Genomic DNA, 14,501 nt, shown 5'->3' on the forward strand with positions numbered 1-14,501 from the left:
TGCTGCTGTTGTTCCAGCTCGTACCGCCAGCCCGAGAGCGATTGTCGCTCGGTCAACACTTCCTGTTGACTCGATTCGAGCGCTTGCCGTTCGGCCGTAAGCGATTCGCGTTGTGCCGACAACGCTTGTTGCTCGACAGAATGCGATTGTCGTTCGGCCACAAGGGAATCTCGATCCGCCCACAGAGCTTGCCGTTCGGAGTCCAAGACTTGTCGATCGGCTTGAATCGCCTGGACTGAGTCCGCGATGGCTTGCCGCTGGGCTTCGAGCGTCTGCCTTTCCGAGTCGACAGCCTGCCGTTGACCGTCCAGGGTTTGACGGTCCGATTCCAGGGATTGCCGTTCGGCCGTTAGCGATTCGCGTTGCGCCGACAACGCTTGTTGCTCGACCGAATGCGATTGTCGTTGTGCCACTAGGGAATCTCGATCCGCCCAGAGAGCTTGCCGTTCGGCGTCCAATACGTGTCGATCGGCTTGAATCGCCTGGACCGAGTCCGCGACGGCTTGCCGCTGGGCTTCGAGCGTCTCTCTTTCCGAGTCGACAGCCTGCCGTTGACCGTCCAGGGTTTGACGGTCCGATTCCAGCGCTTGCCGTTCGGCCATGAGCGATTCGCGTTGTGCCGAGAACGATTGTTGCTCGACCGAATGCGATTGTCGTTCGGCCACTAGGGAATCTCGATCCGCCCAGAGAGCTTGCCGTTCGGCGTCCAATACGTGTCGATCGACTTGAATCGCCTGGACCGAGTCGGCAACGGCTTGCCGCTCGGTGGCAAACGTCTGCTGCTGCTGTTCCAGCTCGTGCCGCCAGCCCGAGAGCGCTTGTCGCTCGGTCAACATGTCCTGTTGACTCGATTCGAGCGCTATCCTGGCGGCCCGGATCGCGTCGGATTCGGCTTTCAGTATCTCGCCGGCCGCGGCGATTTGCCGTTGACGTTCGGCGATCTCCGTCAGCCGCTGGTTCAACTCCGCGTCGAGTTGTTGTTTTTCCCCTGCCCAGGCCAAACGTTCCCCATTGAATTGGGCTTTCCGGCCCTCCAATTCATCGGTTTGAGAACCCAGTTGACTTCGCAGACCGTCGCAGTCCGCCCGATCGCTTTCGATTTGTTCTTGGCGCAGCCGGATTTCCTCCGCTTGTTGCGTCAATGAGCCTGTCTGTTGCAGGAGCGACGTTTGTTGCTCGGAGATTGCCAGTTCTCGCGCCGCGCATTCGGCCAAACGCGCTGCCCGCTCCGTCTCGTACGCCGCGCAGCCGGAATTCCATGCCGCTTGCTCGGATTCCCATTGTGTCCGGTCGGCTTCAAGTTGTTGCCGCATTTCTGCAAGCGATGCCGACTGCTCGTCGAGCTTCTGCTGCCGCTGGGCCAACTCGGCCTCGGCGTCGGAGCTGTCTATAATCGCGACCGACGGCGCCATGACTTCCAATTCCAGCGGGCCGATCCCGAGACGATCTCCAGGTTCGAGCTGTGCGTCGGAGAAAGGCCGGTCGTTGAGCCGCGTGTCTTCCGCCCAGCGGCGGACCACCGTCCGCTTGAGGCCGCGCAAGATCAGGCAGTGAGTTGGCGCCACGCCCGCGGCGCGCAGCCGTAGCGTGCAGTGACTTCCCGAGCCGACTGTACACTTTGCGCCCGTGACGTGCAGCAGGCGTCCTTGTTGGACTGTATTGAGGACTCGCAGCACCAATTCGTCTTGCGGGCCGCCAAGTGGGGCCGGGATAGAATCGGTTGGGGCAGGGCAATTCTGTGTCACTGGGTAAACTCTGAAAGGTGATTGGGTAGATGCGAGAGCAACCGACAGCGATTTCCCCTAGTCGCTATTCATAGTCCGCCGAAAGAGAGGTGGACTCGCTCCCGGCGATTTGCGAATGGGGCTCTAAATTGGACGGCACACAGGAGATGTAGCTTAATGGCAGGGCAAGTCAAAGCTACAGTGGTCGAACACACTCGTGCCAAACTTGGGAGGCGCGCCCTCGTTTTCAACTTGTTTGAGCCGATTTGGCGAAGATTCCGCGCTTCAAATAGGTGAAAGCGGGTTGAATTCCAGCGAATTCTGCCGTGAACAAGAGGCAACGCCCCACCTAGCCGAAGGCGAATACTGTGGAGGCGCGCCGGCAATCGGCAAAAAGTGCTGGATATCTGGGCCGGATTTGCCGATTATCCCAAAGCCGCAAATGCTGACGCTTGGAGCGACGCGATCAAGCGACGCTTGCAAATCGGAATTGGGGCGGCGTTCCGTGACCGGCGAAAGGGGCGTTCCACTTCGTGGGAGCTACCAGGTCTGTGATTTCTTTCACAAGGAGGAGCTGGACATCGAGGTTCCCACGAATCAAAGGTGTCCGCTGAGTAGGAATCCAAATCGATGAGAATTTCGATTGCGCTGGACCGGCAGGCGTTCTTAAGCCGCGGACCGGAAATGAGTTAGTCGAGACTGAACGCATCGAGGAGCAAATCGCTCGTTAGGCGCATTTTTTGCGACCTTAGAGAGACCGGCTGCGTACTATATTTTGGTTACGGTTTGGGGGGATGAGCGCGAAGTTGCGGCATCTAACCACCGTAGTTACGAACAGGGCAAGAGGCAATCAAAGTTCGATACGAGGGCGAATCGTAAAGGGGGGCTAGAAGCGCTTCAGACGACCCTTGCGGATTGCCGATCAGCATTTAGCCCATTTCCGGGGCATGCGCGGTCGGCCGCGGGAGCGATTGGAGGCTGTGGTCCTTTCGGCCTAGCCGTAAGATCGGACAGCTAAGGTGGAGCTGACATGGCACGCAAAGATTCATTGTTCAACATGCGCCAGATTCTGATCAAGCGCCGCGATGCGCTGCGCAGTGCGCTGGCCGGAGACTTGAGCCTGCTCAAGGAACTCCGGGCCCAAACGGCGGGCGACGTCGTCGATGCCGCCTTGGACTGTGCGCAGGATGAAATCAGCTCGCAACTGGCTGAGGTCGAAAGCCGCGAGCTGGCGCGAATTGAAAACGCGCTCGAACGGATGCGCACCGGAAATTATGGCGTTTGCGAGGGTTGCGGAATCAAAATCCCGATGGCCCGGCTTAATGCGCTGCCGTATGCGACGTATTGCATCGAATGCCAGCGAGAAGCCGAGCGCAGCGGCAGTGGGCTGGGCGGAGACACCGATTGGGGCCGCTTGGTCGATTCCGGCGGCGACGCTGACGTTTCGATCAACGACATCGAACTGGATGTTTCCTGAACGGAAACGAAGAACGCGGCATTCGGAAAACCGAGCTTTTCTGCATGCCGCGTTCTGAATTCTGTATCCCCGGGGGCCCCTATTCCTCGGCTCCGACGGGCTATAATAGAGAGCACGTTGGTCGTTTGGGCTGCGCGCTGGAATCGCGCCGCTCAGCGATTGGTGCGTGCATCGTCGTCTGATTGGCTTGCCGCCGGCTCGAAGTCCCGCTGGGAGGCAGGCCGCCTGTTTTCCAAAGGAGTCGTCGGATGGCTGCGTTTCATCGTGAAACCTCTTTTCAGCGACAATGGCTCGCTGGCGCTCAACGCCATTGGATCGCTCGCGCTCGGCGACATTGGCTCGTTCGATTCGGCTACCTGACATTGCTGGTCGGATTGTTGGTTCGTTCCGCGATCGCTCAGGGAGACCTCGCGCTCGACGATCGAGCCAAGCAGTTCGAGAAGCTGGCCCAGGACGTCGCCCGCCTCGAACAAGAGGGAAATGTCCTGAAACAGGTCGTCAAGCTCGTCCGGCCGACTGTCGTCCACATCGAAGCCGAAAAAACCGATCCGCTTGCCAAACGCTATTCCCACCAATCGATCGAGGAAGCCGGCTCGGGGACCATTTTGCAATTCGCCGACAAGTTCTACATCCTCACGAATCGGCACGTCATCAAGTCGGCCACCGACAATAACATCCACGTTAAGCTCTACGACGGCCGCACGATCAGTCCGACGCGGGTCTGGTCCGATCCGGAGACGGACGTGGCGATCATGTCGGTGAGCGCCGCGCACCTCGTGGCGGCCCGCTTGGGAGATAGCGATAAAGTCGAGATCGGCGATTTTGTATTGGCGGTGGGGAGTCCCTTCGGCCTGAGCCACTCGGTGACGTTCGGGATCATTAGCGCCAAGGGGCGCCGCGATCTTGAACTTGGCGATGAAGTGGTCAAATTTCAGGACTTCATGCAGACCGACGCCGCCATCAATCCGGGCAACAGCGGCGGCCCGCTGATCAATTTGCGCGGCGAGGTCGTCGGAATGAACACCGCCATTGCGAGCAACTCCGGTGGCAGCGAGGGAATCGGCTTCACGATTCCGATCAATATGGCCATGAACGTCGCCAAACAATTGGTCGAGCGCGGCAGCGTCGTGCGGGCGTTCCTCGGCGTTACGCTCGATTCCAAGTTTACCGAAGTCATCGCCACGAAGCTCGGCCTTCCGCAGCTCGAGGGCTGCCATATTTCGGCGATCACTCCGCGATCTCCCGCCGAATCGGCCAAGCTACAGGTGGACGACGTGATCGTCGAATTCAACGGCATTCCTATCGAAAACGACGGCCACCTCGTGAATCTCGTCAGCCTGACCGAGGTCGGCAAGGAAGTGCCGGTCGTGATCTACCGCGACAAGAAGATGGTCAAGATGAACGTGAAGGTCGGCGACCGCAGTAGCTTCGAGGCGAAGAACTGAACGCTCGCGTCAGCCCGCCCGCGCCGCTTCCACGCGTCAGCCCGCCCGCGCCGCTTCCACGCGTCAGCCCGCCCGTGCCGCTTCGGAGAGTGTGCGGAGAATGCAGTCCTTGACGGCCGCCAGCTCGAGGTTCGTCACGACATCCACATTCGAGCGCCATTCCTGCGCCTGACGGCGGTCGAAGATCGTCGCTCCCGAGGTCAGTTCTCCTTGCGTCTCGACGTCGCCGGCCATGTCCCGCGTCTCGAAGAGTTCTGGATTGCTCGCGGCCACGATCCCCAGCGCCCCGTCCACGTAAATTCCTTCCAGCCCCAGCACCTGCCGATGCGAGCGGAAGGCGTACGGCAGAATTCGTCGCAAGAAGGCGCCAATCCGCGTTGTGTCGGGCGGGAGCTGATCGAAGAGGTCGAACGTCATCACGAATTGGCTCGTGACTTCCAGCGGCACGAGCGTTTTCGTCATTCGCGATCTCAGCACCGTGCGTGCGGAGGGTGGATCGCAGTATATATTGAACTCCGCGGCCGGCGTGACGTTGCCCGGCCCCATGACCGTTCCACCCACGATGACCAGCCGCCCCACCATCGCGGGAAAACTCGGGTCGCGCTGCATCGCCCGCGCGATATTGGTGAGCGGCCCGGAGGCGATGATCGTGATCTCTTCCGGTGCGGCCCGAACTTCGTCGCACAGCACCTTCTCGGCCGGATGCACATTATGCAGCTCGGCGACCGGAAAACCGGCGTTCCCCAGGCCGTCGGCCCCATGAAGCTGCCGGCCATCCTCGGGCAGCGGAGTGTCGAGCGGGGCGGCGCCGAGCCGCGGCAGCCGTGGCGGATCGAGCTGCTCGATAATCGTCTGAACGTTGAGCGTCGCTTGCTGGGGTCGCACGTTTCCGCCGGTGGCCGTCACAGCTAGCACGTCCAGCCGCGGATCGAACAGAGCCAGCGCAACCGCCAAGGCATCGTCAATGCCCGGATCGACGTCGAGAATCACCTTCCTGGCCATGGTCAAGATTGTAGGGTTTGCGGGATGGCGGAACAAGAGTTGCCATGCCTACAATGCAGCGGGGGAAGGCGAGAAAACTATAGAATTACGAGTCCCATGACGGTCATGATTGCCGCCGTGTTGGAGCGTTTGTCCGCTGGCGAGAATCTCGCCCAGGACGAGATGTTTGACGTGATCGATCTCGTCATGCGGGGCGAGGTGCCTGACGACCAGCTTGCTCCATTGCTCAGGGCGCTGAGCATCAAAGGGGAAACGGTCGCGGAGCTTGCCGGCGCGGCGACCGCCTTGCGGCGACACATGCGGCCGATTCGCTCGCAGCGCAGCGGCCTGCTCGACACCTGCGGCACCGGCGGCGATGGCTCGCGCACTTTCAACATCAGCACGGCGGCGGCGCTCGTGACCGCGGCGGCCGGCGTGCCTGTGGCCAAGCACGGCAACCGTGCCGCCAGCAGCCGCAGCGGCTCGGCCGACGCGCTCGCGGCGCTCGGCGTGAATGTGAACGCCGATGTGCCGTTGGTGGAGCGCTGCCTCGATACGCTGGGAATTTGCTTCTGCTTCGCGCCGCTGCTTCATCCGGCGATGAAGCGGGTCGGCGATGTTCGCAAACGCTTGGGCGTGCCGACGATCTTCAATCTGTTGGGACCGCTCACCAATCCCGCCGGGGCCTCGTTCCAACTTCTCGGAGTCGGCAAACCGCATCAGCGGAAGACCCTCGCGGAAGTGCTCGCGCTGTTGGGCGTCGAGCGAGGCGTAGTGGTCTGCGGCGAAGACCACCTGGACGAAGTGACGATCGTCGGGCGGACTCGTGCTACCGTGGCCGCGGAAGGGAAGCTGCGCGAACTCACCTGGCGACCCAAGGATTTTGGCCTGCGGCAATCGTCGCTCGATGGTCTCACTGTCGACGACCCGGCCGCCAGCGCCGCGATGATCGATCGCGTGCTTACCGGAGCTGGGGGCCCGGCCCGCGACATCGTGCTAGCCAACGCCGCCGCCGCCCTCTGGACCGCCGGCAAATCCGACTCGCTCGAAACCTGCGCGCAGCTCGCCGCGTCTGCCATCGACAGCGGCGCGGCGCGAGCGTTGTTGGACAGACTGGTTGAGATGACAAAGAGCGCCTAACAAATCCGGCTAGGAGAAGGGGACAGTCCCCGTTTTGCTCCGCCGACTCCGCAAAAGGGGGACAGTCCCCGCCGGATTTGTTGGGCGCTCTAACGGATAGCTCACGTCAGCGGCACCCGCAGCCCGTCGTACGCGAGTTCCATTCCGGGCGGCAGCGCGGCGTTGGTCGATTCGTGCTCCAGCTCGTGCGACATGTGGGTGAAAAACGTGCGCTTGGGGTTGAGTTGTTTGGCGGCGGCGATCGATTCTTCCAGACTGAAATGCGTTGGATGCGGTTTCAGGCGCAGCGCGTCGAGGATCAGCACGTCGAGTCCCTCCAACAGCGGCCGGCTCGCGTCGGGAATCAGATTGGTATCGGTGCAATAGGCGACGTTGCCGACGCGGAAGCCGAGCGAGCGGAAGCGGCCGTGCCCCAGCCGGATCGGCACGATCCGCTGGCCGAGCGCTGCGAACGGCTCCGTCGAGATTCGCTGGAAGGCAAGCTGCGGCACGCCGCCGCCATAGGATGCCGCCTCGGGCGTGAACGCGTAGTCGAACGACTGGCGAATCCGCGCCTCGACGAAATCTTCGCAATAGGTCGGCAGCGGCTGGCCCAGGTAATAGGCAAAGATTCGCACGTCATCCAATCCGAACAGATGATCGGCATGGTCGTGGGTGTAGAGCAGAGAATGAACGATGCCGATCCGCTCGCGGAGCAACTGCGATCGTAAGTCGGGCGTCGTGTCGATCAGCAAATTCCCTTCCGGCAAACCGAGCACGAGGCTGCACCGCATCCGCTGGTTCTTCGGATTCTCGCTGGTACATGTCGGGCAATCGCAACCGATACACGGCACCCCGACCGAAGTGCCCGTCCCCAGAAAAAGCAATTGCCCGGCAACGTCGGTAGTTCGTGGAACTCGGGACACGGTTCAGCCCAGCGGAAGGAGAGTCGGATCGATGGGAATACCGACCCGATTCTACACCATCGTTTCGCGATTCACCGACTTTTCGCACCTCGCACTTTGTAATTCGTACTTCGTACTTTGTCCTTCGCACCTTTCTTCCCACCACTCTACCCCGCTTGACACTCGCCAACGGGACCGATATCTTTACTTGATTACACAACGCTCACTAAGTTGTGTGCATAGAACGATTTTCGATCAGTGGACCCTGGCGTTCGCTGGTTCGACTGGGGCGGGACGTGGATCGGGACTCGTTCCCGTTTTTTGTTGGGTAACATCGAAATGAATGCAAGCGAAGTGCTGCGGATCGTCGACGCGATCCACCGCGACAAGAATATCGAAAAGGAGATCGTCTTTCAGGCGATCGAAGCCGCGCTAGTCTCCGCCGCCAAGAAGCAATATGGCGAAGACCAGGAGATCGTGCTGAATATCGATCGTCGCGATGGTACGATCAGCGGCACCCACAATGGCGTGCCCCTCGATCCGGAGGAGGCGATGGGACGCATCGTCGCTCAAACGGCCAAACAAGTCATCATCCAGAAGATTCGCGAGGCCGAGCGCGACGCACTCTACGACGAATACAACGAGCAAATCGGGCAGATGATCTCCGGCGTGGTCCAGCGTTACGAAGGAGGGGCGGCGACCGTCAGCCTCGGCAATAGCGAGGCCATCCTCCCCCGTAGCGAGCAGATTCCCGGCGAGACGCATCATCCGAACGAGCGCGTGCGGGCGACGGTTTGCGAAGTCCGCAAAGCGGGTAGCCGCGTGAAGATCATATTGAGCCGCACGCGCACGCAGTTGGTGCAGCGGCTGTTCGAGCAAGAAATTCCAGAGATCGCCGACGGCGTGATCGAAATTCGCGCCATCGCCCGCGAGCCCGGTTATCGCAGCAAGGTGGCGGTGAGCAGCTCGGATCAACGGGTCGATTGCGTCGGAGCGTGCGTCGGCGTGCGCGGCAATCGGATCAAGAATATCGTGGATGAACTCGGCGGCGAACGAATCGACATCGTCCGCTGGAGCGACGACTTGCCCGTGCTCGTCCCCAATGCGTTGCAGCCGGCCGAGGTGGAGGAAGTGATCCTCTGCCAAATGCTCGGTCGGGCGATTGTGCTGGTGCGCGAGGACCAATTGTCGCTAGCGATCGGCCGCCGCGGGCAGAATGTGCGCTTGGGGAGCAAGCTCTGCGGCTGGGACATCGAAATCATGACCCGCGAGGAACTCGACGAGCAGATCGAGCGGGCCGTCTCGGGTTTCAGCGCCTTGGAGGGGCTGGACGACGCGCTGGCCGAGAAGCTCGTCGGCGAAGGCTTTCTCTCGTACGACGATCTATCGGTGATCGAGCCGGATGCGCTAATGGAGATGGGGAGCTTGACGGCGGAGCAAGTCGATACGATCGTGGCTCAAGCCGAGGTCAAGGCGCGCGAGGCGGAGGCGGCGGCGGCCGAAGAACGTCGCCGGCAGCGCGAGCAGGAGCGAATCGACGCTGCCACCGCCGCAGCCGACGCCGAGGATGCGGCGCGGGCTGAAGCGGCCGCGGCTAGCGGGGAGGGCGTTTCGGCGGGATCGGCGCCCGAGTCGCCACCCACTGAGTCGCCACCCGTTGTGGCCGGCTCGTCCAACGGCAGCGCCGCGGCAAGTCCCGATGCGGTGGTCCATCCGGAGGAAGAACAGAAATCGGATGGAGCCGGGGGGGATGAAGGGGGCGCGCCAGGCTGATCGACGGATTTCGAGCCGCGGCGATTCCACTCGTGACGGCTGGCCGTTCGTGACGATTGGACGGATTGGCCGGGGAAAGGGCCGCCGTTCGAGCGGCCATTTTTATCGAAACGGCCGTTTTGTCGCTTGGCAGGGGCAAGGGCTGGTTTGTTGGCGGCGCAAATTGTTGACGAGGTCTGGATAATTACTGTGTTTTTCGGAAGCTCGACAAGACGCTACCGGGAGAACTTACCTATGATTTAGTTTCATGCTTCGCCGACGGCAGCACAGATTTCGCCCGCCGCCGACGAAAAAATGTGAGGGAGGATCGGCTTGGCCGTTCGCATCTACTCGTTAGCGAAAGAACTGAAGATCGACAGCAAAGTGCTGGTGGATGACTGCACGCGTGCAGGGATCCCCGGCAAGGGCTCGGCTTTGGCCAGCCTTACTGACGATGAAGTCGTTCGGCTGAAGGAATATCTCAGCGGCGGCGGTCGCGGCGGGGCCGGTCCGGCGGCTCGAGGGCCGAAGACCATGGCGGCGCCTTCCGGCGCCACGGCGCTAGCCGAACCGGACGTCGTTCGCCGAGAGGACTACATTGCGCCCGGCGGAAAGAGCGTCGGCAAGCCGCCCGTGCTCGATTCCCGCTCGGAAAAGCCGCAGCCGATCGAGGCCCGCAAAAAGCCGTCGCCGGGCGGCGAAGGCCCGAAGCCGGCGCCGAAGGGACCGACGGCCATCAAGCTCGCGCCGCTTCCGCCGTCCTCCATGGTTCTGCCGCCGAAGTCCGCGGCCGAGGAACCCGCCCCGCAAAAACCCGATCTCAGGCTGCCCGCCGATGCGATCCGTGCCAGCAAGGCGGGGAGCAAGCCGCTCCAAGAGCATCTCCGCAAGCACGAGCAGAAGCGCAAGACCGACTCGGCCGTCAAACCTCGCGAACGGTGCGGTTCCGCTCCGCCGATGCCCGTCCCCCCGCCGCTCGGTGAGGCCGGTAGCCGCGAACGCCGCCGCGGAGGCAAGCCGGCGGTTGCCAAGGCCGGCCAGGGTGGAGACGTTTTCGATTCCTCGCTCGGTGGGCGCGAGGCGCGGCAACTCGCCCGCAAACGCTCTGCACCCACCCGCAAGCCAGGTGGCGAGGACGACGAACCGGCCGTTCGCGGCCGCCGCGGCATGACGCGGCTCAAGCGCTCCGGCACGGCCAGCACCGCCGCGCCCCGCAAGGGAAAGGTCACGCTGCAACTCCCGGCCTCCGTGCGCAGCTTTTCGGAGGCGGTCGGCGTCAGCGCCGCTCAGGTGCTTCGCAAATTGCTCGATCTCGGCATCAACGTGGCGAACATCAATGCGATCCTCGAAACGGAAACCGTCGAGCTGCTAGCGGTCGAGCTTGGGGCTGAGATCGAGTTGAAGCAAGCATTCAACCTCGAGGACCAGATCCTCTCGACCATCGACAGGTACGAAGACGCCCCGGAGCAACTCCGCCCCCGCCCACCGGTGATCACGTTCCTCGGGCACGTCGATCACGGCAAGACGTCGCTGTTGGACAAGATCATCGGCATCGACGTGGCCAGCGGCGAGAGCGGCGGCATTACGCAGCACATCCGCGCTTACGAGATCGAACGCAACGGCCGCCAGATCGCGTTCGTCGATACGCCCGGACACGAAGCCTTTACGGAAATGCGGGCCCGCGGCGCGAATGTCACCGATATCGCCGTCCTGGTCGTCGCCGCCGATGACGGCGTCATGCCGCAGACCGAAGAGGCGATCAGCCACGGCCGGGCGGCCGGAGTGCCGATCGTCGTGGCGCTTAACAAGATCGATCTTCCCGGCGTGAACATCGAGCGGATTTACCAGCAATTGGCTACTAGCGGGCTGTTGCCGACCGACTGGGGCGGCGACGTGGAAGTCGTTAAGACCAGCGCTCTCACGGGCGCCGGGATCGAAGACCTTCTGGAGACCCTGTTCACGATCGCGGAGTTGAACGATCTCAGGGCGAATCCGTCCCGCCCGGCGGTCGGCACCTGCATTGAAGCGGAGGTGCATGAGGGGCGCGGCGTGGTTGCCAAGCTGCTCGTGCAAAAGGGAACACTCAAGATCGGCGACGCCATCATTTGCGGCACGGCCACGGGGCACGTCAAGGCGATGTACGACACGCTCGACCGTAATCGCCGGTTCGCCGAGGCAGGGCCCTCGACCCCGGTGAACATGACGGGCTTGGACGTGGCGCCCCAGGCCGGCGAGCGTTTTTACGTGCTCGACGACATTGCCCAGGCCCGGCAGATCGCCGCAAAGCGGCAGGAGCAAAACCGCCAGCAAACGTTGGGCAGCGCCCCGACCCACGTCACGCTCGAGAATCTATTCGACCGCTTGGGCAAGCAAGAGGTGCAAACGCTGAACATGATTCTCCGGGCGGACACCCAGGGATCGATCGAGGGAATCCAAAAGGAGCTGACCAAGCTCGAACATCCCGAAGTGAAGATCAAGGTGCTCCAAGCCACCGTCGGCGGCGTTTCCGAGGCCGACGTCCATTTGGCCGATGCCTCGGACGCGGTGATTATCGGCTTCAGGGTGGTCCCCGACGAAGGGGCCCGCACGCTGGCCGAACGCAAGGGAGTGCAGATCCGGCGGTACGAGATCATTTACAAGGTGACCGAAGACTTGCGGGCCGCCTTGGAAGGGATGCTCGAGCCTGAGAAGCGCGAAGCCGAACTGGGCCGGGCGCTCGTCCAGCGCACGTTCACCATCAGCCGCATCGGCACTATTGCCGGCTGCCGAGTGCTTTCGGGCAACGTGCAGCGCAATGCCCGGATGCGGATCATTCGCGACAATCGGGTGATTGGCGACTACGCGCTCGACTCGTTAAAGCGCGAAAAGGACGACGCTCGGGAGGTCCGCGAGGGGATGGAATGCGGTATCAAACTGGCCGGTTTCAACGATGTGAAGGAAGGAGACGTTCTCGAGGCCTATCGTATCGAGGAGGTTGCCCGCACGTTCTGAGATCGTCGCCGATCGACGCGCTCCCTTTTGGGGGTCGCGGCTAAAATTGTGGTTGCGATCGCTCGCAACCCGTCATTCATCACTCGTTACTCGCCATATCGCCTGCATGTCGTCCCGCCGATTGTTAAAAGCCGCCGCCGCCGTCCGCCAAGTCGTCAGCATGGCGATTCTGACGGACTTGAAAGACCCGCGGGTCCGCGACGTGACGGTGACGCACGTCGAAATGACGCCCGACATGCGCGAAGCGAAAGTCTACGTTTCGATCATGGGAGACGCGACCCGGCAAGACCTGAGTCTCCGCGGCTTGCAAAACGCGCGCGGGTTCTTGCAATCCAAGATCGCCGAGCGGATCGAGACCCGATACACGCCCCGACTGCGGTTTGTCGTCGATATGGGAGTGAAGCGGTCGATCGAGGTGGCCGAGATTCTCGATCGCGTGCTCTCGGAAGACAAGTCGGCGGGCGAACCAGCGGCAAGCGACGAGCCGGCGGCCGAGGATTTTCCAGACGAGGAACGGGCCGAGTTTCCCGAAGCGGAGGGACATTCCGAAACGTCGTTGGACAACGAGCCGGACGATGGCGATCGGACGAACCGCGACGAGCCGGACCGCCCCTCTCCGCGGTGACACTGATTTTTCACCTGAGCTGACCACGAATTGAGACGATTTCATGGCCCATCCGAATCGCACCGCCCTGTTAAACAAGACGCACCGCGTGCTGAAGCAGCATTACAAGCCGGTTGCTCCGGCGAACGATCGTCCTCTGCTCGAGCACACGCTATATGCCTGCTGTCTGGAAAACGCGCCGTATGCGACGGCCGACCGGATATATGACCATCTCAGCAAATCGTTTTTCGATTGGAACGAAGTCCGCGTCAGCACGCTAACGGAGTTGACCGAGGCGATGCACAGCCTGCCGGACCCCTTGGCCGCCGCCTCGAATCTGAAGCGGATTCTCCAGGGCGTGTTCGAATCGACCTATTCGTTCGATCTCGAACCGCTTAAGAAGCAGAACATCAGTCAGGCCGCCAAGCAGCTTGAAAAGCTCGGCGGCGCCAGCCCTTTCATCGTAGGGTATGTCACGCAGACGGCGCTGGCGGGCCATGCCATCCCGCTCGACCGCGGCGCGCTCGACGCGCTGTACGTGCTCGGGGTCATCAGCCAGAGCGAATCGCAATCCGGTAAAGTCTCCGGTCTGGAGCGGGTCATTCCCAAGAACAAGGGGATCGAGTTCAGCTCGCTCCTGCATCAATTGGTGGCCGACTACGTGGCGAACCCCTTTTCGCCAAACGTCCGCAAGCTGATGCTGTCGATCAGTCCGGACGCCAAAGACCGGTTTCCCAAACGCGGCGCCAAGAAGGAGCCTGAGAAGCCGCCCGAGCCCGCTCCCGCCGCGAAGAAGAAGGGGCCGTCCGAAAAACCGGGCGAAAAGCCGCACGAAAAACCGGGCGAGCGGCACGCGGGAAAGCACGCGGAAAAACACCCCGAGAAGCCGAGCGACAAGAAGAAAGTAGCTGCCGCATCGAAACCGTCTCCATCCAAACCGCATCCCGTTTCCGCCAAACGGAAGCCATCGGCCAAGCCGCTCGCCAAACGCAAGCCGCGGTGACGAGATGGAGGTCGGAGATCGGATGTCGGTCGTTAGCCGGTTCGCTTGCGAGCCGAAGTCGGCAACGCCATGTCGACGGGTCGCCGGTCCTTTCACCCTTTCACAGCTTCGCGCATCTGCTCCGGTTCGCAAGCGAACCGGCTAACGAGTAACCTTCACAAGTTCACGCCTTTCCATGCGGCTGCTAGTTTTTCGAGCCCTCTGCATCTTCTCCTGCTCGGCCCTCGTCGCGGCCGCGATCGCCGCGCCGACAAGGCCGCGCGGCGGTGATCGGTTTGAGGATGAACCGCAACCGCTAGTCAGTGAGCATCCGCGGACCGAGGAGGAGCAGGACCGGCTCGACGCCGCGGCCAAGTTCGCCGCCGGCCGGACCCTCGAGCAGCGTGAGGAATCCGCGGCGGCCTTGCGTCTTTACGAGCGCGCCGCCCGGCTCGATCCGCAAGCCACGCCGATCCTCCGCGAACTCGTGCCGTTGGCTTACCGCCTGAATCGCCGCGCGG

At 62.2% G+C, this 14,501-nt stretch carries 11 protein-coding genes; 8 read left to right on the forward strand and 3 right to left on the reverse strand.

The window, feature by feature from the left end:
• The coding region (locus tag VGY55_24830) for an FHA domain-containing protein (GenBank protein ID HEV2973215.1) at positions 1 to 1,745 on the reverse strand (1,745 nt) is incomplete at its 3' end.
• Positions 1,746 to 2,754: 1,009 nt separating this feature from the next.
• Here VGY55_24830 and VGY55_24835 point away from each other — a divergent pair.
• Together VGY55_24835 and VGY55_24840 are read left to right on the forward strand one after the other, a co-directional pair.
• Complete coding sequence (locus VGY55_24835; protein ID HEV2973216.1) at positions 2,755 to 3,201, forward strand: TraR/DksA family transcriptional regulator; 447 nt, start codon at positions 2,755 to 2,757, stop codon at positions 3,199 to 3,201.
• 248 nt (positions 3,202 to 3,449) lie between these two features.
• Entirely contained in the window at positions 3,450 to 4,646 is a 1,197-nt protein-coding gene (locus VGY55_24840; protein ID HEV2973217.1) for a trypsin-like peptidase domain-containing protein, read from the forward strand.
• Positions 4,647 to 4,709: 63 nt separating this feature from the next.
• Here VGY55_24840 and VGY55_24845 read toward each other — a convergent pair whose 3' ends face one another.
• Complete coding sequence (locus tag VGY55_24845; GenBank protein ID HEV2973218.1) at positions 4,710 to 5,648, reverse strand: nucleoside hydrolase; 939 nt, start codon at positions 5,646 to 5,648, stop codon at positions 4,710 to 4,712.
• A gap of 96 nt (positions 5,649 to 5,744) precedes the next feature.
• Between VGY55_24845 and trpD the strand changes: the two genes are divergently transcribed.
• Complete coding sequence (gene trpD / locus VGY55_24850) at positions 5,745 to 6,767, forward strand: anthranilate phosphoribosyltransferase (protein HEV2973219.1); 1,023 nt, start codon at positions 5,745 to 5,747, stop codon at positions 6,765 to 6,767.
• Positions 6,768 to 6,868: 101 nt separating this feature from the next.
• Here trpD and VGY55_24855 read toward each other — a convergent pair whose 3' ends face one another.
• On the reverse strand, positions 6,869 to 7,540 hold the full coding sequence (locus VGY55_24855; protein ID HEV2973220.1) for an MBL fold metallo-hydrolase: 672 nt from the start codon (positions 7,538 to 7,540) through the stop codon (positions 6,869 to 6,871).
• A gap of 450 nt (positions 7,541 to 7,990) precedes the next feature.
• Here VGY55_24855 and nusA point away from each other — a divergent pair, with 450 nt between their 5' ends.
• The 5 genes from nusA to VGY55_24880 all read left to right on the forward strand — a co-directional run.
• Positions 7,991 to 9,424 carry a transcription termination factor NusA gene (gene nusA / locus VGY55_24860; protein HEV2973221.1) on the forward strand — a complete coding sequence of 478 codons (1,434 nt, stop codon included), beginning with the start codon at positions 7,991 to 7,993 and terminating at the stop codon, positions 9,422 to 9,424.
• A gap of 312 nt (positions 9,425 to 9,736) precedes the next feature.
• Complete coding sequence (gene infB / locus VGY55_24865; protein HEV2973222.1) at positions 9,737 to 12,394, forward strand: translation initiation factor IF-2; 2,658 nt, start codon at positions 9,737 to 9,739, stop codon at positions 12,392 to 12,394.
• Positions 12,395 to 12,500: 106 nt separating this feature from the next.
• Positions 12,501 to 13,019 (forward strand): 30S ribosome-binding factor RbfA, encoded by a 519-nt coding sequence (gene rbfA, locus VGY55_24870; protein ID HEV2973223.1) that lies wholly within the window; start codon positions 12,501 to 12,503, stop codon positions 13,017 to 13,019.
• Between the two features lie 43 nt (positions 13,020 to 13,062).
• Positions 13,063 to 14,001, forward strand: a complete 939-nt coding sequence (locus tag VGY55_24875) for a hypothetical protein (GenBank protein HEV2973224.1) — start codon at positions 13,063 to 13,065, stop codon at positions 13,999 to 14,001.
• A 175-nt stretch (positions 14,002 to 14,176) separates the two neighbouring features.
• Positions 14,177 to 14,501, forward strand: a 325-nt coding sequence (locus VGY55_24880) for a hypothetical protein (protein HEV2973225.1), incomplete at its 3' end; no start/stop codon positions are given.

The organism is Pirellulales bacterium (genome assembly GCA_035939775.1).
GTDB lineage: Bacteria > Planctomycetota > Planctomycetia > Pirellulales > DATAWG01 > DASZFO01.